Below are 21,513 nucleotides of genomic sequence, written 5' to 3'. Positions count from 1 at the left end.
CCCATCCTCCCCGGGCGGTCCCCCGGCGGGTGCGGGCGGGGTCGGGTCGCAGGGTCGAGGTGGTCAGGAGGGGGGACCGGAGCGGTCGGTCCCGCTCCGCCCACCCCGCTCGCCCGCCCCGCTCGCCCGGCCGCGCATGCGCCGAACCCGGATCAGGCGAAGGTGACCTGCCCGGTGATGCTCGGCTCCGCACCGGGGACGCCGCAGACCAGGTCGGAGCCGTCCGGCTCGCCCGTGGCCACCACCGGCGCGCCGACGAAGGCGGGGCGGCGCAGCCGGTAGGAGAACTCGGCGACCTGGCGGTCCGGCGCGAACCGGCGGGGCAGCTCCAGCAGCATCAGGGCCAGCAGCGGGCCGTGCACCACGAGGCCGGGGAACCCCTCGACCTCCCGGGTGTAGGGCAGGTCGTGGTGGATCCGGTGGGCGTTGTAGGTCAGCGCGCTCATCCGGAACAACAGCACCTCGTCGGGGCGCAGCACCGCCTGCCACTGCCCCGGCGCCGCCGGCTCCGGTTCCCGTGCCTCCGGGGCGGCGGGGGCCGCGGCAGGCGAGGCCCCGGGCTCCTGCTCCCGGTAGACGACGTCGTGCTCCTCGACCTGGGCCACCTCGCCGTCGCGGAGGTACTCGTGGGTCAGGGTGACGAAGAGCATGTCGCCCGAGCGTCCCGACTTCGGGGTGACCGAGGTCAGGGCGCTGCGCCGGATGATCTCGTCGCCGACGCACAGCGGCGCGTGCACCCGCAGCCGCCCGCCGGCGAACATCCGCCGGCGGTTCGGGATCGGCGGCAGGAAGTGCCCCTCGCGCGGGTGCCCGTCCTCGCCGAGCTCCGCCGTGGCGGGGCGTTCGAGGAAGTGGAACCCGGTCCACAGGGGCGGGAGCGCGGTCGAGCCCAGCCCGGTGGCGTCGATCGGCGAGGGCTGGTCGAGCAGCCCGGCGAAGGCGTCGGACGGGGCGCGGTCCAGCACCTCCCGCACCTCGACCGGCCCGGGCTCCCAGCCCTCGACGTACTCGGCGATGCCCACGACTCCTCCTGTCCGGTGTCCGCTGCTCAGGGATGGTCGCGCACGGGGTGGAACAGCGCGACCGACTCCAGGTGGTGCGTCATCGGGAAGGCGTCGAAGGAGCGCAACGCGGCGAGCTCGTAACCCCGGACGCCGAACAGCTTCACGTCCCGGCCCAGAGCGGCCGGGTCGCAGGCCACGTAGACGATCCGCTCCGGTGCCCGCGCGCACAGCTGGTCCACCATCGCCTTGCCGAGTCCCTTCCGCGGCGGGTCGGCGACCACCACGTCGGGGTCGGGCAGCTCGGCGAGCAGATGTTCCACCCGGCCGGACCGGAAGGCGACCTGCGGCAGGTCGCGCAGCGCGCGCTCCCCGTCGGCCACGGCCTGCCGCGCCGACTCCACGACGGTGACCGACCCCTCCGGCCCCACGTGCTCGGCCAGCACCGCGGCGAACAACCCGACGCCGCCGTAGAGGTCCCAGGCCGTGCCGCCCGCCGGTGCGGCGGCCCAGTCCCGCACCACGTCGACGAGCGTGTCGGCGAGCTCGGGGTGCACCTGCCAGAAGGCGCCCGGGGACAGCTCCCAGTCCCGGCCGGCGGCGTGCTGCACGGACGCACTGCGCTCCCGGGGCGGCACGCCCCCGCCCAGGTGCCGCTCGCCCCGGGCGTCGACGGCCACGTCGACCTCGTCGCCGGGCCGCCAGTGCCGGTCGAGCAGGTCCTCGAGCAGCCCGGCGGGGGCGAGCAGGCAGTCCGCGATCGGGACGACCTCGTGGCTGTGGTGGGCCCGCAGGCCGGCCCGGCCCTCGTCGTCGACCGCCAGCCGCAGCCGCTGCCGCCAGCCGAGCGGGCCGCCCGGGAGCTCCTCCACCTCGACGGTCGCGGCGAGCCCGCCGGACAGGCCGCCGAGGCGGGTGAGCTGCTCGCGCAGGACGGCGGTCTTCAGCGCGCGCTGTGCGGGCGGGGCGACGTGTTGGAAGTCGCAGCCGCCGCAGCCGCCGGCGCGGGCCCACGGGCACGGCGCCGGCACCCGGTCCGGGGAGGCCCGCAGCACGGAGATCGCGTCGGCCAGGCAGAACGAGCCGCCGTTGTCCTCGGTCACCACCGCCCGCACCACCTCGCCGGGCAGCGCGTGCCGCACGAAGACCACGCGGCCCTCGTGCCGCGCCACGCAGTGCCCGCCGTGGGCGATCGGGCCGACCTCCATCTCGAGGACCCGGTCCGTCCAGTCGAGGGCTCGCTCAGCGGACCGGGTCACCGCTGTCCTTCCAGGAGTTCGCGTCCGACCGGCCGGGGGTGCTGCGCGGGCCGGTGGTGCGGGTGGCGGTGGCGGCCGGCGTCTGCTCGCCGGGCAGCTGCTCCATCGACGGGTAGCCGCGGCGCGAGGCGCCGGGCGCGAAGTGCGGCGAGAGCGGCTGGGCGGCGGCCGAGGACGCCAGCTGCCACGGCACGCTCGTGACCATCACCCCGGGCTGGAACAGCAGCCGGCTCTTGAGCCGCAGCGCGGACTGGTTGTGCAGGATCTGCTCCCACCAGTGACCGACGACGTACTCGGGGATGTACACCGTCACCACGTCCCGCGGGTTGTCCGAGCGGACGCGCTTGACGTAGTCCAGGACCGGGCGCGTGATCTCCCGGTACGGCGACTCGACGACCTTGAGCTTCACCGGGATCTTGCGCTTGCCCCAGTCCGCGACCAGCTTCTTCGTGTCGGCGTCGTCGACGTTGACCGTGACCGCCTCCAGGACGTCCGGCCGGGTGGCCCGGGCGTAGGCCAGCGCCCGCAGCGTGGGCTTGTGCAGCGTCGACACGAGGACGACGGCATGGTTGCGGCTGGGCAGCACGGCGTCGGACTCCCCCGCCTGCAGCTCCGCCGAGACCCGGTCGTAGTGCTTCTGGATCGCGACCATGAGCACGAAGAACCCGGCCATGGCCACGATCGTGATCCAGGCGCCCAGGGTGAACTTCGTGACCAGGACGGTGAGCAGCACCAGCCCGGTCATGATCGCGCCGAATCCGTTGATCGTCTGCGCGCGCCGCATCCGGGCCCGCTCGCGGGCCTCCGTCGTCGACGCGAGCTCGCGGTTCCAGTGCCGCACCATCCCGGCCTGGCTCAGCGTGAAGGACACGAACACCCCGACCGTGTACAGCGGGATGAGCCGGGTGACCTCCGCCTGGAACCCGATCACCAGCACGATCGCGAACGCCGCGAGGATCAGGATGCCGTTGGAGAAGGCCAGCCGGTCGCCGCGGGTGTGCAGCTGGCGGGGCAGGTAGCGGTCCTGGGAGAGGATCGAGCCCAGCACCGGGAAGCCGTTGAACGCGGTGTTGGCGGCCAGCACCAGGATCAGCGCCGTCATGATCACGACGAAGAAGAAGCCGGGGCGGAAGCCGTCGAACACGGCGTCGGCGAGCTGGGCCACCATCGTCTGCTGCTCGTAGCCCGGGGGCGCGTCGGGGAACTGCGTCGCCGGGTCCTCGGCGATCTTGACCCCGGTCAGCCGGCCGAGCGCGATCAGCCCCATGAACATGCTCACCGAGATGAGCCCCAGCAGCAGCAGGGTGTTCGCCGCGTTCCGGGACTTGGGCTTGCGGAAGGCGGGCACGCCGTTCGAGATCGCCTCCACCCCGGTCAGCGCCGCGGCGCCCTGGGTGAACGAGCGGAGGACGAGCAGCACCAGCGCCAGTCCCGTGAAGGTGTCGCCCTCCGCGACGAGGCGCAGGTCGGTGCTCGCGGTCTCGACGGCCTGGCCCAGGATCAGCACCCGGGTCAGACCCCAGATGATCATCGTCGCGATGCCCAGCATGAACAGGTAGACCGGGACCGCGAAGGCCACGCCGGCCTCCCGGACGCCGCGCAGGTTCACGGCCGTGAGCAGGGCGATGGCGACGACCGCGAAGGCCACCTTGTGCGTCCCGACGAACGGGATCAGCGCCCCGATGTTCGCCGCGGCCGCCGAGATCGACACCGCGACGGTGAGCGTGTAGTCGACGAGCAGCGCGCTCGCCACGGTGAGCCCGGCCTTGCGGCCGAGGTTGACCGTGGCCACCTCGTAGTCGCCGCCCCCCGACGGGTAGGCGCGCACGTTCTGCCGGTAGCTGGTGACGACGGTGAGCAGCACGACCACGACCGCGAGGCCGATCCACGGCGACAGGGCGTACGAGGTGACACCGGCGACGGACAAGGTCAGGAAGATCTCCTCGGGCGCGTAGGCGACCGAGGACATGGCGTCGGAGGCGAAGACCGGCAGCGCGAGCCGCTTGGGCAGCAACGTGCTGTGCAGGCGGTCACTGCGTTGCGGTCGGCCGACGAGGATGCGCTTGACGGCGACGCCGAGCTTGGACACGTCGGAAGCCTATGCTCTCCGCAACGGACCGACGCGATAGCGTGCGCCGTCGACGAGCCCCGACGAGCCCCGGCCCGTCGGAACGTGAGACCGAACGAGCCCGGGAGGGCCCTCCGATGTACGTCGTGATCATGGGGTGCGGCCGCGTCGGCGCGGCCCTCGCCGCCGGGCTCGAACGGCTCGGTCACGAGGTCTCCGTCATCGACCGGGACGTCCAGGCCTTCCGCCGGCTCGGCTCGGACTTCCGCGGCCGCCAGGTCGTCGGCTTCGGCTTCCACCGGGAGGTGCTCGTCGAGGCCGGGATCGAGAAGGCCGACGCGTTCGCCGCCGTCTCCTCCGGTGACAACTCCAACATCCTGTCCGCCCGGGTGGCCCGGGAGACCTTCGGCGTGGAGCGGGTCGTCGCGCGGATCTACGACGCCAAGCGCGCCGCCGTGTACGAGCGCCTCGGCATCCCGACCGTCGCCACCGTGCCGTGGACCACGGACCGGTTCATGCGGATGGTCCTGCCCGACGGCGTCGCGACGGCGTGGCGGGAGCCCGCCGGCACCGTCGCGATCCTGCCGCTGCCGCTGCACGAGGACTGGGTGGGCCGCCCGATCCGTGAACTCGAGGAGGTCACGGACTCCCGCGTCGCGTTCATCGTCCGGTTCGGCACCGGCGTGCTGCCCACCCGCGAGACCGCCGTGCAGGCCGACGACACCGTCTACGTGGCGGCGGTCTCGGGCACGGTGTCCGACGTCACGGCCGCGGCGGCCGCACCGCCCGCCGACTCCTGAGAACCCGAGAGGGCGTGAGGTCATGAGGGTCGCCATCGCGGGGGCCGGCGCCGTCGGCCGCTCCATCGCACGCGAACTGGTGGACAACCAGCACCAGGTCATGCTCATCGAGCGCGACCTCAGCCACATCGACCCCGCGGCCGTCGAGGAGGCGGAGTGGGTGCACGCCGACGCCTGCGAGCTCCAGACGCTCGAGGACGCCGGCATCGAGAGCTGCGACGTCGTGATCGCCGCGACCGGGGACGACAAGGTCAACCTGGTCGTCTCGCTGCTCGCGAAGACCGAGTTCGCGGTCCGGCGAGTGGTCGCGCGGGTCAACGACCCCCGCAACGAGTGGCTGTTCGGCGAGAACTGGGGCGTGGACGTCTCGGTGTCCACCCCGCGGCTGCTCGCGGCGCTGGTCGAGGAGGCCGTGGCCGTCGGGGACCTGGTCCGGCTGCTCACGCTGCGGCAGGGCCAGGCCAACCTGGTCGAGGTCACGCTGCCCACCCACGCCCCGCTCGCCGGGCGTCCGGTGCGCGACCTGGCGCTGCCCCCGGACTCCGCACTGGTCACGATCCTGCGCGGCGGTCGGGTGATCGTCCCGCAGGCGGACGACTCGCTCGAGCCGGGCGACGAGCTGCTGTTCGTGGCGACCGCGGCGGTCGAGGAGGAGATCCGGATGGCGGTCGTCGACGCCTGAGCGGCTCGCGCCCGGACCCGGGCCGGCTCGGCCCGGGCCCGCGTCAGCTCGTGGCGGGTGCGCGTTCGGCCCGCCGCACGGCGACGACCGTGCCGACGATCGCGAGGCCCACCAGCGGGTAGCCCATCGCCAGCCGGGCGATGCCGAGCCAGGTCTCCTCGTCGGCGTTGTACAACCAGCCCTGCACCACGAGGCGGGCGGCGAACACCAGCGCCCACAGCGCACTGGCCCAGCTGTAGGCCCGCAGCATGCGCGGGTTGCGGCGCCATTCGTGGCCGTGCCCGTTGACGGCGTGCCAGACGACACCGGCGAGCGGCCACCGGACGACGATCGACACCAGGAACGCGAGCCCGAGCACGGCGCTGTAGAGCAGCCCGGGCAGGTAGAAGCCGCGGGCCTCGCCGGTGCGGTAGGCGATGAAGGCGCACACGCCGACACCGAACAGGCCGGACACCGCCGGCTGCAGCGGCTGCCGGCGGGCGACGCGGAACACCGCCACCACCACGCCGGCCGCCACGGCGGCGATCACGGCGGGCTTCAGCTCGAACAGGACGTTGGCGACGACGAAGACGGCCACCGGGACCGTCGAGGCCACGATCCCGGGAATGCCGCCCATCTGCTCCATGAGCGTGGGCCGGCGCTCGCCCTCCGGAGCGGGCTCCAGGGACCCGGCCTCGCCCTCGTCGGCGGGGACGCGCGGGATCGGGCCCGTGTCCGAGTCGTGGTCCGCGGGTTCGCCGGCCACCCGTGGGATCCGGGTGGTCGGCCGGTCCCCCTCGGGACCCGACGTCACTGGGCCTGGCAGATCTCGTAGTACGGGTTGTACAGGACCTTCCGCCCGTCCCGTACCGAGATCCGTCCGCGGACGCGCATCGTCCGACCCGGCTCGATGCCCGGGATCCGGCGTCGACCCATCCAGACCAGCGTCACTCCCTCGGTGCCGTCGAACAGCTCCGCCTGGAGCTGCGCGCTGGTGTCGTCCTCGGCGCAGAACTCCACACTGCGGAGGCGACCCAGCATGGTCACCTCCTGACCGCATGCACACTCGCTCGCGCGCTGTGCCCCCGAACGCTCGGAATCCTCGGTCAGGTCGTCCGCGTCCAGGACGTCGACGTCGCTGGTGAGCTTCCGAAGCATGCGGCGGAACGCCCCACCGTCCGTGCTGCCCATGTCTCTCCTATGGCTGCTCGGGCGCGGGCCGTCTCCTGTGATCCGGCCGCTGCCCGTGCAAGGGTAACGCGGGAGAAACGCGCTGTGTGCCCAGAACGGGTAGATCCGTGCGGGCGGGACGGGGCCCTGATCACTCCCGTCGGCGAGCGGCGGGATCGTCGCGACGACACGCCTTCACCCGGGCGGAGGGGCCTCGCCGCGCTGTCCGATTCGCGGAGTTCCGGGCCGCCGACGGGAGCGGCCGGCCGCTCGTCGGCGCGCCCGGCGGCCGTGACGCATCTCGCAGCGGTCCGCACGCATCACGCAGCGGTCCGCGCGGCCGCCCCCGTGAGCGCAGCGCGGCACACCCGGTGGACCAGGTGTGCCGCGCTCCGCTGCCGTGTGTCGGCCGGCGCCGGGCTCGACCTGCGCCCTACTCGGGCCGGTGATGGCGACCACGGGCGTCGACGTCGCCGCCGCCGACGGGGTCGACGGGGTCGACGGGGTCGACGGGGTCGATGCGGTCGACGTCGAGGAAGGAGAGCGCGGGCTGGGTGCCCGGACCTCCGCCGTGGCGCCGGTTCCCGCCGGACGGGTCCTCCTCCGCGCCGTAGCCGCCTGCCCACGCGCGCCCGCCCTGGGGGCCGGGGGTCGACGGCCCGTACTCGCCGCCGGGGACGGCGCCGTGCTGCCCGTGGGGGTCGCCGTTCGACGAGCCGTGCCGGCCCGCAGCGCCGAGGCCGGGGGAACCGCCCGGCCCGCCCGGGGCCGCGTACCCGTCGGCAGGGGCCCACCCGCCCGCGACGGGGTGGCCGTTCGCCGCGCCGCGGCCCCCGTCGCCGGTCGACCCGTAGCCGGTCGACCCGTACGCGTTCAAGCCGTACCCGTTCGACCCGTACCCGTTCGACCCGTACCCGTTCGACCCGTACCCGTTCGACCCGTACCCGTTCGACCCGTACCCGTCGGGCCCGCCCGCGGCCGGGCCGTGGCCGTGGACGGAGCCGTCGGGACCGTGGGGGTGGTGGTGCCCGTCGACTCCCCGGCGGCCGTTCGGGCCGGAGTGGCCGTTCGGGCCGGAGTGGCCGTTCACGTACCCACCGGTCGCGCCACGGCCCGGTCCGTCGGACCCGGCGGCGCGGTCGGCGGACTCGGCCATGAGGGCGTCGAACAGACTGGTCGGGACGTCGGCGGGTGAGCCGGGACCCGTCCTGACCCCCGCGAACCCGGTCACCTCGCGGCCACCGCCGTTCGACGACCAGCCCGACGCGGCGTACCCGTACTGCGGCAGCCGGCCCGAGTCCCGGTCGACGGTCTCGTAGCCCGGCCCCGGCGGCTGGTGCACGGTCGGCGCCCAACCGTCGGGCCGGCCGTGGGCGGCGTGCCCGCCGTGCGACGGCGCGTCGTACGGGCCCGGTGTCCCGGCACGCCGCTCGATCGGGGGCTCCGGGGCGCGACGGCGACCGCCCTGCTCCGCGGCACGTTCCGGCCGCCCGGGGTTCCCGTCGCGGGAGCCGCCCGCCCACCCGGAGTGCTGCGGGCCCCCGGTGCGCTCCTCGGCCGCCCATTCCGGGTGCTGCGCACCCGTCGCGCGGCTCGCGTCCCGGGGCTCACCGGCCCAGGACGGTCGCGGCGCCTCGCCGGCACCGCCGGCCGCCGCCCCGAGGAGCCGGTCGTGACCCGGGCCTGCCGATCCACCGGACCAGCCGGAGCTCCGCGCCCCGCCGGCCCGGCCCGGCCGGGCCCCCGGCGAGGCCGCCGGATCGGCGTGCCGGCCGCCGGCCTCCCAGGCACCGCTCACCGGGTCGGCCGACGGGTCGCCGTGGCGCGGACCCGCGAGCGGATCCGCAGCACCGAGCTGCGGGCCGCGCTCGGCACGGTCCTCGGCGCCCGAGTCGGCCGGGTCCGCAGGCCGGGCGGCCCAGTCGGGGCGCCACTCCGTGGTCGCCCAGCCACCGCTGTGCGGGTCCGCGACCTGCGGAGCAGGGAACTCGTCGCGGTGTGGCCGAGACGCGTCGCGAGCCGCGCCCTGTCCCAGGACGGGCAGGGCGCGCGTCTCGCCCGCACCGCCCGAGCCGAGGGCCCCTGCGTCCGGCGCCGCCGTGCCCCGCGCCGCGACGTCCGGGGGCCACGGGGCGTCGGGGCCGCCCGGTGCGAATCCCTGCGGCGCAGATCCCGGGCTCGCGTGCGAGCCCGTGGAGTGCGCGGCGGGGGAACCGCCGAAGCGCGGCTCCGGACCGGTGCTCGCGCCGGGAGGCCCCACCGGGGGAACCGACTCGGATCCGCCTGCACGAGGAGCGGCCGCCGATGGGTACGGACCGTTGGCGGCGGTTGAACCGCCGGGGCCGGAACCGTACGGGGTGGAGCCGGAGGAGGCGGAACCGTACGGGCCGGCGCCCCCCGAGGCCTGCGGACGCTCGCCGCGACCGGCCGGACCTCCCCGGGGCGCCGGGGCCGGGCCGCCGAACCCGGGACCACCGGTCGCGGGACGCGCAGGCGGATACCCGCCGGTCGCCGCGCCGGCGGAACCGGGGGTGTCCGGCATGAGGGCGTCGCCGGTGGACCCACCGCCCGTCGGGCCACCCACGCCGGGGGCCGGACCGAAGCCCGGACCCCCCACAGGACCGCCGGACCGGGGACCACGGACCCCGTACTGCGGCGTCCCCGGCTGGGGCATCCCCGACTGGGGCATCCCCGGCTGCGGCATCCCCGGCTGCGGCATCCCCGGCTGCGGCATCCCCGACCGAGCGGGCCGGGACGCCCCGGCACCCGGCGCCCCCGCTGCGGCCGCCGGTGCCACCGGCCCGGCAGCGGGCGGCCCACCGGCGGGCGCCGTACCGCCCGGAGCACCGCCCTGCCCGGCACCCGCGGGAGACTCGGCCGCGGCACCACCGGCGGCCGTCCCCGACGACTCCCCCGCTTCCGCGGCCGGCGTGACCGACCGGGTCCGCAGGGTCAGCGTGGCCTTGGGCTGGGGCGCCTCGGCCGCGGGATCGGCGGCCTCGTCGACGGCGGACGGAAGCGTCAACGGCAGCACCGTGCGCGGCGGGTACGGGGACTTGCCGCGCACCACGATCGTGCCGCGCAGCATCCGCCGCATCTCCGCGTCGAGCCGCTCGGCCTGCTCCTCCGGGCCCGCGGCGACGCCGTAGACCATCCAGCGCTCACCGTCGATGCCGACGAACACCGACGAGGCCACCTGGGTGGTCGCCCGCAGCTCGCGGCCCCACTCGCCGGTGTAGGAGCGCACGGTCGCGCCGCCCTCGCGCAGCGACTCCGCGATCTCCCCGCAGAGGTCCTGCCACAGCCCGCCCGACCGCGGTGCGGCCAGCGCCGAGAGCGACAGCCGCCCGCCGCCCGGCATCGACACGTGCACCGCGGACAGCCGCGCGCCCTCCTCCGGCTCGACGACCGTGCCCTGCAGCGGAATCGGCACCTGGACGGCGCCGAAGTCCATGCGCGCGAGCGCGTCCGTCATCGCGGGGTCGAGCCTGGCGACGTCGAACGGGCCGAAGTCCGGACCGTCGTAGTCGCTGTCGTACTCCTCGTCGTACTCCTCGTACTCGTCGTCGTACTCGACGTCGTCGTACTCGCCGTGCCCGGGTCGTCCCCGGTCGGCGGACTCCAGGTCCTCGAGGTCCTCGCCGTAGCGGACGCTCACGGTCCGTCCCCTCCCGCCAGCCGGTGGTGGCCGCCCGTCGAGCCGTACCCGCCCGGCCCCCGGTCGGAGGCCGGGAGCTCGGGCACCTCGACGAAGCGCGCGTACTCCACCTTCTGAACGACCAACTGGGCGATCCGGTCACCCCTGCGCAGCACGATCTCCGTGCGGGGGTCGTGATTGATCAGACACACCTTGATCTCGCCGCGGTATCCGGCGTCGATCGTGCCCGGTGAGTTGACGATCGACAGGCCCGCCCGGGCGGCCAGCCCGGAGCGCGGGTGCACGAAGCCGGCGTAACCCGGGGGGAGGGCGATCGCCACCCCCGTGCCGACGACGGCGCGCTCACCTGGAGCGAGCACGACGTCCGACGTGGTCGCGAGATCGGCCCCGGCGTCGCCGGGCCGGGCGTACGCGGGCAGGGGCATGTCGGGGTCGAGGCGGGTCAGCAGCACGTCGACGAGCGGCGTGACCATCGGCTCGTGCGGGGGAGCATCGATCGGGCCGGGCACAACGGGCGACGTTACAGTGGGTCGTCGTGAGCGAGTACCCGTCCGGTGCCGGTCCTGCGACGTCCGGCCGTCCTGGGTTCGACGAGCGGTTGAGTACACCGCTCTGGTGGTTCCTGTTCGCCGGCGGCGTCGCCGTGCTGCTGGGCGCCGAGATCCACATGGGCTATCCCGGCGTACGGTCCTGGATCGGCTACGCCGTGCTGATCCCGCTGGCGCTGCTGGTCGTGTGGCGGCTGGGCAGCGTCCGTGTGCGGGTCACCGACACCGAGCTGGTCGCCGGCGACGAGCGGATCGCGCTCGAGCACGTCGGGCGCACCCAGATCGTGGCCAAGAAGGACAAGCAGCAGGCGCTGGGCCCGGAGCTGGACCCGGTGGCGCACGTGCTGCACCGCAGCTGGATCGGACCGGTGGTGCGGATCGAGACCCGGGACCCGGCGAACCCGGTCCCGTACTGGGTGGTCAGCAGCCGCCGGCCGGAGGAGCTGGTGGCCGCGCTGAGCGCCGCCCGGGCCTGACCGGCCCCGAGAACGCCGAAAGGGGCGTCCCGGCGGTCCGGGACGCCCTCGTCGGTGTCCGCGACGGATCCTCGGTCGGATCCGCGTCGTGTCGCTGCGGTCGGGCCGGCGGCGCCGTCCTCAGGCCGCGCAGTCGCGGCAGATGAACAGGTTGCCGCGGGTCTCGGCCAGCCGGCTGCGGTGGTGCACCAGGAAGCAGCTGCCACAGGTGAACTCGTCCGCCTGCTTCGGCAGGACCTTGACCGTGAGCTCCTCGCCCGAGAGGTCCGCCCCCGGGAGCTCGAAGCTCTCCGCCGTGTCCGACTCGTCGACGTCGACCACGGACGACTGGGCCTCGTTCCGACGGGCCTTGAGCTCGTCGAGCGAGTCCTCTGCCATGTCGTCGGCCTCGTTGCGCCGTGGTGCGTCGTAGTCGGTCGCCATCGTTCCCACCCTCAGTACTCTTCGTCGTCTGCCGTGCCGCTGCACAACGTCCCGGCCGCGGGCGTTTGTGCCCGGCATCGGAGTGACGCCGGTCTCACCCGTTCGCGGAAGAGCGCAGGCCTGCCGGGTCCGGGCGCGGATCCGCTGCTACGGCCCGCGACCGGACCCCGCGAACGTCGTGGCTCCCCCGTCGGCGCGCAGAGGGTAGCCGAGGCGTCAAGCTCCCGGCACCGGACCCACCCCCGTGTCGTCCGTCCACCCCGGCACCGGCGGGCGTTAGGGTTCCGGCCGTGCTGATCCGCGGGGTGTCCGGGCGTGGGGTGGGTGCGGCGTGAACGCGGGACTGCGCCCCTACCGGCGGCGGCGGACCCGCCCGGTCGCGATCACGGTCGCGGCGCTCGCCGTGGCCGCCCTGGTGACGTGGACGATCGTGTTCGTCAACGCCGCCGCCGAGTCCGGTCTCGCCTCGTGCAACACCCCGGTCGCGGGGTCCGCCGGCACGGTCCTCGACCCCGGCGCGGTGGAAGCGGCCACCCCGGTCCCGCCCGCGGACGTCCGCACGACCGTGCTCAACGCCGGGGGCCAGCGCGGGCAGGCCAACCTCGTCGCCGCCCAGCTCGGCGACCTGGGCTTCGGCGAGGCCCGCCAGCCCGACAACGACCCGCTCTACCCCCAGGGCGACCTGGAGTGCCACGGCCAGCTGCGGTTCGGGGAGAGCGGCGAGGGCGCCGCGGCCACCCTGCAGCTCGTGCTGCCCTGCCTCGAGCTGGTGCGCGACGAGCGGGGCGACGCCTCGGTCGACGTCGCCGTCGGGACCGGCTTCACCGACGTCGACCCCGTCCGCGCGGTACGGGACGCCCTGGAACAGCTCGGCGCCCCGGGGGCGGGCGAGACCGGCGAGGGCGAGCAGGTGGCCGCCCCGCAGCTCGACCCGCAGGTGCTGGCCGAGGCCCGGGACGCCGCCCGCTGCTGACGGTCGCGGGCGGGGCTCAGACCTCCGCGGCACCCGCCCCGCGCAGCAGGTCCTCGAAGGCGGCCGCGACCCCGGGGGCCGCGGCGAGCGTCACGTCCTCCCCCAGCTCCGTGCCGTCCGTACGGGCACGGCCGGGCGCGGGCCGCACGCGGACGACGGCACCTGCCTCCCGCGCGATCAGCGCCGCGGCGGCCCAGTCCCACCAGTTGATGCCGTGCTCGACGTAGGCGTCGAGCCACCCGGCCGCGAGCCCGCACAGGTCGAGCGCCGCCGAACCGGTCCGCCGCAGGTCACGGACCCGTGGCAGCACCGCCGCGACCATCGCGGCCTGCCGCTCGCGGCGCCGGGCGTCGTAGGAGAACCCGCAGGCGACCAGGGACTGCGCGAGGTCGGTCTCGGCGGTGACCCGCAACGGCACGCCGTCGCAGGTGGCACCCGCACCCGCCGCCGCGCTCCAGACGCGCCCCGAGGCGGGCTCGACGACCGCCCCCGCGAGGGACACCCCGTCCCGCACCGCTGCGACCGACACGGCGTACCAGGGCAGCCCGTAGAGGTAGTTCACGGTGCCGTCGATGGGGTCGACGACCCAGCGCGCGGCCCCCGCGTCGCCCGCGGCCTCCTCACCGAACACCGGCTCGCCGGGCCGCAGCTCGGCGAGCCGCTCGCGGACGAGGCGTTCGAGGGCCTGGTCCGAGTCCGTGACGACGTCCGTCGGCGTGCTCTTCGTGCCGACGGCGCCGGTCTCCCGGGGAGCGGGCAGGGTGCGCAGGTGGGCGGCCGCCTCCCCCGCCACCTGCTCCGCGACACGCCGGAGCCCGGCCAGCTCCGCGGCGTCCGGAAGGGTGGTCGGGTCCGTGCCGGGCACGCCGACACTGCGGGGGACGCTGCTCGGGACCATGCCACCCATCCGACCACAGCCCGCAGGTCGGGACGGGGTGCGGGCCGGCGCGCGGGCCACCGCCCGGCGCACGGGAGCGCCCGTCCGGCCCCTCCGGGCCCTCTCTGAACCGATGCGGGTGCTCTGAAGAGGGCGTGATCGGCGAGCACCGGGCCACGGCGCAGTTACAATGGCTGAGAACTTCACCCCCGGGACGCGCGCCGACCCCACGAGAACGGCGGCGACCGGCGAGGCGAAGTCACTCGAAGCCAGCCGGACCGGAGCGCCCGCCGCGTTCTCGGCAGCTCCGGCGGACCGCAAGCGCACGCAGCGAGAGGGCCTAGGTGGCAGCCGCAGACTCCGCAACCCGAACCGACTCGACTTCCCCTGACCTCGACGGGGCCGAGACGGCGGCCGCACCCGCCCGTCGTGGCCGCGGGGCGGGTACCGCGACGAAGTCCCGGCCGGCGCGCCCACGTGGGGGCGCGAAGACCGGCGCCACGCCGTCGGCGAAGACGTCGGCCAAGAAGAAGGCGACCTCGCCCGAGGGCGACGAGGAGGCCGTCGAGATCGACGAGGCCGACCTCGCCGAGGACGTCGAGCTCGAGGACGTCGAGATCGACGACGTCGAGGACGACAACGCCGAGACGGCCGACGCCGCCGACGAGGACGACGACGAGGACGACGAGGAGCCGGCCAACACCGGCGCCAACCGCCGTGCCCCGACCACCCGCTCCTCCCAGCAGAAGTCGACCGAGTTCGTCTGGGACGAGGAGGAGTCCGAGGCGCTGCGCCAGGCGCGCAAGGACGCCGAGCTCACCGCCTCGGCCGACTCGGTCCGGGCCTACCTCAAGCAGATCGGCAAGGTCGCGCTGCTCAACGCGGAGGAGGAGGTCGAGCTCGCCAAGCGGATCGAGGCCGGCCTCTACGCCGCCGAGCGGCTGCGCCGGGCGATCGAGGCCTCGGAGAAGCTCTCCCCGCAGCTGCGGCGCGACCTGCGCTGGATCGTGCGGGACGGCGAGCGGGCCAAGAACCACCTGCTCGAGGCGAACCTGCGCCTCGTCGTCTCGCTGGCCAAGCGCTACACCGGCCGCGGGATGGCGTTCCTGGACCTGATCCAGGAGGGCAACCTGGGCCTGATCCGTGCGGTCGAGAAGTTCGACTACACCAAGGGCTACAAGTTCTCGACGTACGCGACGTGGTGGATCCGGCAGGCCATCACCCGCGCGATGGCCGACCAGGCCCGCACCATCCGCATCCCGGTGCACATGGTCGAGGTCATCAACAAGCTCGGCCGCATCCAGCGCGAGCTGCTCCAGGACCTGGGCCGCGAGCCCACCCCGGAGGAGCTGGCCAAGGAGATGGACATCACCCCGGAGAAGGTGCTGGAGATCCAGCAGTACGCCCGGGAGCCCATCTCGCTGGACCAGACCATCGGCGACGAGGGCGACTCGCAGCTCGGCGACTTCATCGAGGACTCCGAGGCGGTCGTCGCGGTCGACGCGGTGAGCTTCACGCTGCTGCAGGACCAGCTGCAGTCGGTGCTGGCCACGTTGTCCGAGCGCGAGGCGGGCGTCGTCCGGCTGCGGTTCGGCCTCACGGACGGCCAGCCCCGCACGCTCGACGAGATCGGCCAGGTCTACGGCGTGACCCGTGAGCGGATCCGCCAGATCGAGTCGAAGACCATGTCGAAGCTGCGTCACCCGTCGCGGTCACAGGTCCTGCGCGACTACCTGGACTGAGTGCACCGAGCGGAGCGAGCATCCGCACCGAGTTCTCCTCCGACGCGCGGCCCCGGGCTCCGGCCCGGGGCCGTCGTCGTTTCGGACTGGGGCGCCCGCCCGGCGCCGAGGTAGGTACACACCTGCCGGCGCGGCAGCCGGTCCCCGGAGTCGACGACGGGCGTTAACGCGGCGGCTGATCCACACGTGCACGGTACGGAGGACCGACCACGCACAGGAGCAGCGCATGAGCCTCACGCGGCCTTCGAGACCGGCATGATGACCATCGAGCCGGTCGAGGTTCCGGGGCATCGGTGACCGGGCCCGGGGTGGACGGGCCCGGGGTGGACGGGCCCGGGGTGGACGGGCCCGGGGTGGACGGGTCGAACGCCGACCAGCACGCGCAGTGGGCCGGCGACCTCGGGCTGCTCTGGGCGGCCCGCGCCGCGCAGTTCGAGGCCGCCGCTGCCGGCTACGACGCGCCGCTGCTCGAGGCCGCCGCCCTCGCCCCGGGCCTGCACGTGCTCGACGTCGGCTGCGGCACCGGGTCGGTCACCCGCAAGGTGGCGGCCGCGGTCAGCCCGGGCGGCACCGCGACCGGCGTGGACATCTCCACCCCGATGCTGGCCGTCGCGCGCGACCGGAGCGCCGGGCTCCCCGGGGTCGGCTTCGTGGAGGCCGACGCGCAGGTGCACGACTTCGGCGGCGGCTACGACCGGGTGGTCAGCCGGACGGGGGTGATGTTCTTCGGCGACCCGCCCGCCGCCTTCACGAACCTGGCGCGGGCCCTGCGGCCCGGCGGGCGGCTGGCGTTCGTGGTGTGGCGCGCGCTCGCCGAGAACGCCTGGATGCACGGCCTGATGCGGGCGTTGACCGGGCACACGCCCGCGGAGCCGCCGCCCGGGCCGGGCGCCTTCGCCCTCGCCGACCCGGACCGGTCCCGGTCCCTGCTGGAGGGGGCCGGGCTCCTCGAGGTCGACGTCGCGCCGTGCGCGGCGCCGGTGGTGCTGGGCCGGGACGTCGAGGAGGCGTTCGGGCTGGTCCGCCGGATGCTGTCCGGCACGCTCGACGGGCTCGACACGGCCGAGCGGGAGCGGGCGATCGCGGCCCTGCGGGCGTTCCTGACGCAGGGGGCGGGTCCCGACGGCGTCGCGCTCGGCTCGGCGGCCTGGCTGCTGACCGCACGCTCGCCCTGAGCGGTCCCGACGCGAACACCGGACGTCGAGCCGCCGACGGTCCTCGGCCCTGATCACCGCACCGTCATCGTCGGCCCACCGTGATCGCCATGTGGGACCGTTCGCGGCCGGGAACGGCTCTCGGCGGTCCGGACCGGCGATCACAGCGGGGTTCACACGGTCCGCGCGCCGGACGGACCGGCGCGGCCGGGGCCGGGGCCGGGGCCGGGAAGCCGCTTCCCGCGCCAGGGCCGGGCGCGCTTCACTGGCCCGGTGCAGAGCGTCGCGCGCAGCCCCGTCCTCGTGGGACGGGCGGCCGAGCTGACCGAGGTGCGCCGGCTCGTCGCCGCGACGGCCGCGGGCGGCGGCGGCTCCGTGGCCGTGCTCGGCGAGGCCGGGATCGGCAAGACCCGGCTGCTCGACGAGCTCGTGACGGAGGCCACGGCCGCCGGGCTCACCGTCCTCACCGGGCGGGCGGTCCCCGGCGGCGGCGTGTTCCGGCCGCTCGCCGAGGCCGTGCTCCCCCGCCTCGACGATCCCGCCGCGACCGGCGACGCACTGCGCCCGTACCGCTCGGCTCTGGAGCGGCTGCGGTCGGGTGCGGGGCCCGGGCCCGGTCCCGGCGCCCCCGACCAGGCCGTGGTCCTGGGCGAGGGGCTGCGCCGGCTGCTGCGGGCCGTCGCCCCCGCCGGGTGTGTGGTGCGGCTGGAGGACCTGCACTGGGCGGACCGCGACACGCTCGCGACCGTCATCTCCCTGACCGCCACGAGCCCCGGGCTGCTCGTCGCGGTGTCCAGCCGACCCGGCCCGGCGGCCGCGCAGCTGGTCACGGCGCCGGACCTGCGCGTCCTGGAGCTGCGCCCGCTCGATCGGACGGGGATCGCGGCCCTCGTCGCGGCCTGCCGGGACGGTGCTCCCCCGGCCGACGACGAGGTCGCCGCCCTGCACGCCCGCTCCGGTGGACTGCCGTTCGTGGTCGAGGAGCTGCTGGTGGCGCCCGGACACGCCGTCCCACCGACCTTCGCCGCGCTCGTCGAGGGCCGGCTCGAGGCGCTCCGGCCGCCGGCCCGGCGTGCCGTGGAGGCGGCCGCGGTGCTGGGGCCAGCGCCGGACTGGCAGGTGCTCGGGCCCGTCGCCGGGCTCGGCGAGGACGAGATCGGCGAGGCCCTGCGCGGCGGGGTCCGCGAGGGCCTGCTCGTGCGGCGGACCGGGCCGGACCGGACGGAGCTGGGCTGGCCGCACGCCCTGACCCGGGAGGCGGTGCTCGCGACCCTGCTCCCGCCCGAGCGGGCCCGGCTCGCGGCCCGCGCGGCCGTGGCCCTCACCACGGCGGGCCGAACCGCCGGTGGTCCGGCGGCGGCCGCGCTGTTCGTCGACGCGGGCCGGCCCGACCGGGCGGCGGAGCTGTACCTGCGCGAGGCACGGGCCGAGGCCACCCGCGGGGCACTGCGCGCGGCCGCCGACCACCTCGCCGCGGCGGAGCGCGCCGGCTGCGGGCCGCCGCTCGCCGCCGAGGTGCTGCGGGAGCGGATCCGCGTGCTCACCCTCACCGGCCGCGCCCACGAGGCGCTGGAGCTCGGCGCGGCCCGGCTGCCCGGCCTCACCGGGGACCGGCACGCCGGGCTGTGCCTCGACCTGGCCCGCACCGCCGTCGTCGCCGGGCAGTGGGCAACGGCCGAGGGCTACGTCGAGCGCGCCGGGCGGCCGGCCGATCCCCGCTCGGCGGTCCTCCTCGCCGACGCCGCCTTCGGCGCGGGCCGGGTCGACGAGGCGGCGGACCTCGCCGCGCGGGCCGTGGCGCGAGCCGAGGCCGTCGGGGCGCCGGAGAGCCTGTGCGAGGCCCTCGGCGTGCTGGCCCGCACCCGCTGGCGCACCGACCTCGCCGGCGCCGCCGGCGCCTTCCGCCGCGCCGCGCAGGTCGCCGCCGAGCACGGCCTGGCGCCGTGGCGGGTGACCGCGCTGGCCGGCGCCGGGATGATGGAGGCCCTCGACGCCGACGAGCAACCCACCCTCGACCTGGCCCGCACGCTGGCCCGGGAGGCCGGGATGCTCGGGCAGCTGGCGTCGTCGGAGATCATCGCCGCCGACAGCGCGATGATGATCGACGGGCCCGCCGCCGGCGAGGCGTACGCGCGGCGGGCGCTCGACACCGCCGTCCGGTTGCGCCTGCCGGCGCTCGCGGACATCGCCCGGATCCAGACCGCGGTCGCCCTGTCCGGCGCCGGCGACCCGGTGCCCGCGGAGGCGCTCATCGCGACGGTCCGCGAACCGACCCCGGGGAACCGTGCCCTGATCGCGCTGGCCCGGGGCGTCGGCGCGCTGGTCGAGCACGACCTGCCCCGGGCGGCCCGCGAGTTCGACTCGGAGATCGACGTCGTGCTCGAGGACCGGGCGACGCCCCTGCTCGCCCCGGTCGGCGCCTGGCTGCTGCTCCACGTCGTGCTCGACGGCGGGGTGCGGCCCCGCGAGCGGCTCACCGCCCATCCCGCGGGGCTGTCCCGCTCGATCCGCGCCGCCCTCGCCTACGCCGACGCGGTGAGCGCCGGTCGCGCCGGCCACGCCCCCGAGGCCGCGCACGCCCGGCTCCGCGGCGACCGGTTGCTCGGGCGGCGGGCGTGGTGGCAGCGCCTGCTGCGCCCCATGGTGCTCGAGCGCGCGGTGCACGACGGCTGGGACGACCCCGTGCCCACCCTGCGCGCCGACCTCGCCGCGCACGAGGCCGCCGGTGCCGATCTGCAGGCCCGCACCTGCCGCGACCTGCTGCGTGCCGCCGGGGCCCCCACGCGGGGCCGGCACGGCACGACCGTGCCCGCCGCACTGCGGGCGAAAGGGGTGACCCGCCGCGAGTACGAGGTCCTCGTGCTGGTCGGGCGCGGTCTCACCAATCCCGAGATCGCGCAGCGGCTGGTGCTGTCCCGCCGCACCGTGGAGACCCACGTCGCCAACCTGCTGGCGAAGACGGGTGCGGCACGGCGCACGGAGCTGGCCGGGTGGGCCGGGGCCCAAACTCGGTAGTCCTCACGGATCCCGCGGGCGTCGCCGTGGCGGAGGGTTCGGGCATGCAGAACCCTCTCACCCTGACCGAGACCGACGTGCTGGTGGTCGGCGCGGGGCCCGCCGGGCTCGCCACGGCCCTGGCGGCCGTGACGCACGGGGCGCGTGCCCTCGTCGTCGAGCGGCGGCGCAGCACCTCCACCATCCCGCGCGCCACCGGCGTGAGCACCCGGACCATGGAGATCCTGCGCGAGTGGGGCCTCACCGACGCGGTCCTGGCCGGCGCGGTCGGCGACGTCCCGCCCCGGGTCGCGGCCGCCGAGACGCTCGCCGGGCCGGTGCGCGAGTACCGCGACGTGGGCTATCCCACGCGGCGTGAGGCCCTGCGGGCCAGCCCGGCGCACCCGCTGCTGTGCCCGCAGGACCACCTCGAGCCGCTGATGGTCGCGGAGCTGCGCCGACGGGGCGGCGAGGTGCGCTTCGACAGCGCCCTGATCGACCTGCGCCTGGCGGGCGGGACCGGAGTGGGAGGGACGGGCACGGGCGGGGTCGAGGCCCGGCTGGCCGACGGCGGCCGGGTCCGTGCCCGGTTCGTGGTCGGGGCGGACGGGCCGCGCAGCCGGGTGCGCGCCGCCCTCGGCATCGGTCTGCAGGACCTCGGCACCCTCGGCGACTACGCCCAGGTCCTGTTCCGGGCCGACGCCGCACCCGGCGCCGAGCCGCCCCTCGACGCGATCCTCGCCCGGGAGCCGAACGTCCTGTGGACGATCGAGCACCCCGAGGCCGCGGGTGTGCTGCTGCCGGTCGGCGGGGGCCGGTGGTGCTACGCCAGGCAGCTCGACGACGGCGGCGACCGCACCGGCGCCGAGCGGGGCGCGCGGTACACCCCGCAGCACTGGCGGTGGCTGCTGCGCCGGGCGACCGGGCTGCCGGACCTGGAGCCGCGGTTGCTGGGCACGCAGACCTTCACCATGGCGGCGGCGGTGGCGACCACGGTGCGCTCCGGCCCCGGCTTCCTCGTCGGCGACGCCGCACACCGGATGACCCCGGTGGGCGGCAACGGCATGAACACGGCGATCCACGACGGCCACGAGCTGGGTTGGCGGCTCGGCTGGGCCGTCCGCGGCTGGGCCGGCCCCGCGCTGTTCGACTCCTACGCCGAGGAACGCGAGCCGGTCGGCAGGGCGCGGGCCCTGCGCTCGCTCCGCCCCGGGGGACCCGACCCGATCGACGGCCTGACCGGCGACCTCGGGCTGGCCTACCGCTCGTGCACGGTCGCCACCGTTGCCGCCGACGGCGATCTCCACGTCGGGACGGGGACGGCGCAGCCGGGCGAGCGCGTCCCGCACGTCCGGGTCCGCGTGGCCGGCCGACGCCGGGCCCTCCTGGACCTGCTCGGACCCGGGTTCACGCTGTTCACCGGGGTGGCCGACGCCGACTGGCGCGCGGCGGCCGCACACCTGCCGGTGCCCGTCACGGTGCCCGCGGCCGACGACCGGGTCGCCCGTCGCTGCGGGCTCGGGCCGCGCTCGGCCCTGCTGGTGCGGCCCGACGGCGTGATCGCGTGGCGGCACGACGCCCGCCCGTGGGAGACCGCCGCGGACCACGCGCGGTACCTGGCCCGGGCCGTCGGATCGGCCGTCGGCCTGGAGCCCGCGGTGGCGTACGCCGCCTGACACCGTGGACGCCCGGCGGCTGCGGAAGCCGTT

General features: G+C 76.0%; 17 protein-coding genes. 8 read left to right on the top strand and 9 right to left on the bottom strand.

Annotated features, from left to right (window positions below):
• Positions 1-152: 152 nt before the first annotated feature.
• Genes ACL02T_RS20210 through ACL02T_RS20200 form a run of 3 tightly spaced genes read right to left on the bottom strand, consistent with a single transcriptional unit; the run spans position 153 to position 4,349 of the window.
• Entirely contained in the window at positions 153-1,022 is an 870-nt protein-coding gene (locus ACL02T_RS20210; protein WP_412832280.1) for an HTD2 family dehydratase, read from the bottom strand.
• Between the two features lie 26 nt (positions 1,023-1,048).
• Entirely contained in the window at positions 1,049-2,209 is a 1,161-nt protein-coding gene (locus ACL02T_RS20205) for a class I SAM-dependent RNA methyltransferase (protein ID WP_412832346.1), read from the bottom strand.
• 34 nt (positions 2,210-2,243) lie between these two features.
• Positions 2,244-4,349 (bottom strand): APC family permease, encoded by a 2,106-nt coding sequence (locus ACL02T_RS20200; protein ID WP_412832279.1) that lies wholly within the window; start codon positions 4,347-4,349, stop codon positions 2,244-2,246.
• A gap of 116 nt (positions 4,350-4,465) precedes the next feature.
• On the opposite strand from ACL02T_RS20200, the gene ACL02T_RS20195 reads away from it, so the two are divergent.
• Both ACL02T_RS20195 and ACL02T_RS20190 read left to right on the top strand, forming a co-directional pair.
• Positions 4,466-5,128, top strand: a complete 663-nt coding sequence (locus ACL02T_RS20195; RefSeq protein WP_412832278.1) for a potassium channel family protein — start codon at positions 4,466-4,468, stop codon at positions 5,126-5,128.
• Positions 5,129-5,150: 22 nt separating this feature from the next.
• Positions 5,151-5,810 carry a potassium channel family protein gene (locus ACL02T_RS20190; RefSeq protein WP_412832277.1) on the top strand — a complete coding sequence of 220 codons (660 nt, stop codon included), beginning with the start codon at positions 5,151-5,153 and terminating at the stop codon, positions 5,808-5,810.
• A 43-nt stretch (positions 5,811-5,853) separates the two neighbouring features.
• On the opposite strand, the gene ACL02T_RS20185 is transcribed toward ACL02T_RS20190, so the two are convergent.
• From ACL02T_RS20185 to dut, 4 genes are all read right to left on the bottom strand, one after another.
• Positions 5,854-6,555: a DUF3159 domain-containing protein gene (locus ACL02T_RS20185; RefSeq protein WP_412832276.1), complete on the bottom strand. Its 702-nt coding sequence runs from the start codon at positions 6,553-6,555 to the stop codon at positions 5,854-5,856.
• A 44-nt stretch (positions 6,556-6,599) separates the two neighbouring features.
• Positions 6,600-6,980: an OB-fold nucleic acid binding domain-containing protein gene (locus ACL02T_RS20180; RefSeq protein ID WP_412832275.1), complete on the bottom strand. Its 381-nt coding sequence runs from the start codon at positions 6,978-6,980 to the stop codon at positions 6,600-6,602.
• A 412-nt stretch (positions 6,981-7,392) separates the two neighbouring features.
• Positions 7,393-10,617, bottom strand: a complete 3,225-nt coding sequence (locus ACL02T_RS20175) for a DUF3710 domain-containing protein (protein WP_412832274.1) — start codon at positions 10,615-10,617, stop codon at positions 7,393-7,395.
• Positions 10,614-11,090 (bottom strand): dUTP diphosphatase, encoded by a 477-nt coding sequence (dut, locus tag ACL02T_RS20170; RefSeq protein WP_412832345.1) that lies wholly within the window; start codon positions 11,088-11,090, stop codon positions 10,614-10,616. The genes ACL02T_RS20175 and dut overlap by 4 nt, the downstream gene beginning before the upstream one ends.
• A 125-nt stretch (positions 11,091-11,215) precedes the next feature.
• On the opposite strand from dut, the gene ACL02T_RS20165 reads away from it, so the two are divergent.
• Positions 11,216-11,641, top strand: coding sequence for a DUF3093 domain-containing protein (locus tag ACL02T_RS20165; protein WP_412832273.1), 426 nt, complete (start codon positions 11,216-11,218; stop codon positions 11,639-11,641).
• A 120-nt stretch (positions 11,642-11,761) separates the two neighbouring features.
• Here ACL02T_RS20165 and ACL02T_RS20160 read toward each other — a convergent pair whose 3' ends face one another.
• Positions 11,762-12,064, bottom strand: a complete 303-nt coding sequence (locus ACL02T_RS20160; RefSeq protein ID WP_232872866.1) for a DUF4193 domain-containing protein — start codon at positions 12,062-12,064, stop codon at positions 11,762-11,764.
• A gap of 331 nt (positions 12,065-12,395) precedes the next feature.
• Between ACL02T_RS20160 and cei the strand changes: the two genes are divergently transcribed.
• Complete coding sequence (gene cei / locus ACL02T_RS20155) at positions 12,396-13,037, top strand: envelope integrity protein Cei (protein WP_412832272.1); 642 nt, start codon at positions 12,396-12,398, stop codon at positions 13,035-13,037.
• A 16-nt stretch (positions 13,038-13,053) separates the two neighbouring features.
• On the opposite strand, the gene ACL02T_RS20150 is transcribed toward cei, so the two are convergent.
• Positions 13,054-13,935 carry an inositol monophosphatase family protein gene (locus tag ACL02T_RS20150; RefSeq protein ID WP_412832271.1) on the bottom strand — a complete coding sequence of 294 codons (882 nt, stop codon included), beginning with the start codon at positions 13,933-13,935 and terminating at the stop codon, positions 13,054-13,056.
• A 323-nt stretch (positions 13,936-14,258) separates the two neighbouring features.
• Between ACL02T_RS20150 and ACL02T_RS20145 the strand changes: the two genes are divergently transcribed.
• The 4 genes from ACL02T_RS20145 (at position 14,259) to ACL02T_RS20130 (ending at position 21,480) form a co-directional block, all read left to right on the top strand.
• Positions 14,259-15,656 carry an RNA polymerase sigma factor gene (locus tag ACL02T_RS20145; protein ID WP_412832270.1) on the top strand — a complete coding sequence of 466 codons (1,398 nt, stop codon included), beginning with the start codon at positions 14,259-14,261 and terminating at the stop codon, positions 15,654-15,656.
• Positions 15,657-15,949: 293 nt separating this feature from the next.
• Positions 15,950-16,831 carry a class I SAM-dependent methyltransferase gene (locus ACL02T_RS20140; RefSeq protein ID WP_412832269.1) on the top strand — a complete coding sequence of 294 codons (882 nt, stop codon included), beginning with the start codon at positions 15,950-15,952 and terminating at the stop codon, positions 16,829-16,831.
• Between the two features lie 252 nt (positions 16,832-17,083).
• On the top strand, positions 17,084-19,825 hold the full coding sequence (locus tag ACL02T_RS20135) for an AAA family ATPase (RefSeq protein ID WP_412832268.1): 2,742 nt from the start codon (positions 17,084-17,086) through the stop codon (positions 19,823-19,825).
• Between the two features lie 44 nt (positions 19,826-19,869).
• Complete coding sequence (locus ACL02T_RS20130) at positions 19,870-21,480, top strand: FAD-dependent monooxygenase (protein ID WP_412832267.1); 1,611 nt, start codon at positions 19,870-19,872, stop codon at positions 21,478-21,480.
• The last annotated feature ends 33 nt before the right edge of the window (positions 21,481-21,513 follow it).

The organism is Pseudonocardia oceanicola (genome assembly GCF_047200735.1).
Taxonomy (GTDB): domain Bacteria; phylum Actinomycetota; class Actinomycetes; order Mycobacteriales; family Pseudonocardiaceae; genus Pseudonocardia.
This window is presented reverse-complemented; position numbering and strand designations above follow the sequence as displayed.

Excerpts from the sequence above, each read along its gene's own strand:
- ACL02T_RS20180 (WP_412832275.1), bottom strand. The coding sequence starts at position 6,980 with ATGGGCAGCACGGACGGTGGGGCGTTCCGCCGCATGCTTCGGAAGCTC.
- dut (WP_412832345.1), bottom strand. The coding sequence starts at position 11,090 with ATGGTCACGCCGCTCGTCGACGTGCTGCTGACCCGCCTCGACCCCGAC.
- ACL02T_RS20190 (WP_412832277.1), top strand. The coding sequence starts at position 5,151 with ATGAGGGTCGCCATCGCGGGGGCCGGCGCCGTCGGCCGCTCCATCGCA.
- ACL02T_RS20195 (WP_412832278.1), top strand. The coding sequence starts at position 4,466 with ATGTACGTCGTGATCATGGGGTGCGGCCGCGTCGGCGCGGCCCTCGCC.
- ACL02T_RS20130 (WP_412832267.1), top strand. The coding sequence starts at position 19,870 with ATGCAGAACCCTCTCACCCTGACCGAGACCGACGTGCTGGTGGTCGGC.
- ACL02T_RS20150 (WP_412832271.1), bottom strand. The coding sequence starts at position 13,935 with ATGGTCCCGAGCAGCGTCCCCCGCAGTGTCGGCGTGCCCGGCACGGAC.
- ACL02T_RS20205 (WP_412832346.1), bottom strand. The coding sequence starts at position 2,209 with ATGGAGGTCGGCCCGATCGCCCACGGCGGGCACTGCGTGGCGCGGCAC.
- ACL02T_RS20160 (WP_232872866.1), bottom strand. The coding sequence starts at position 12,064 with ATGGCGACCGACTACGACGCACCACGGCGCAACGAGGCCGACGACATG.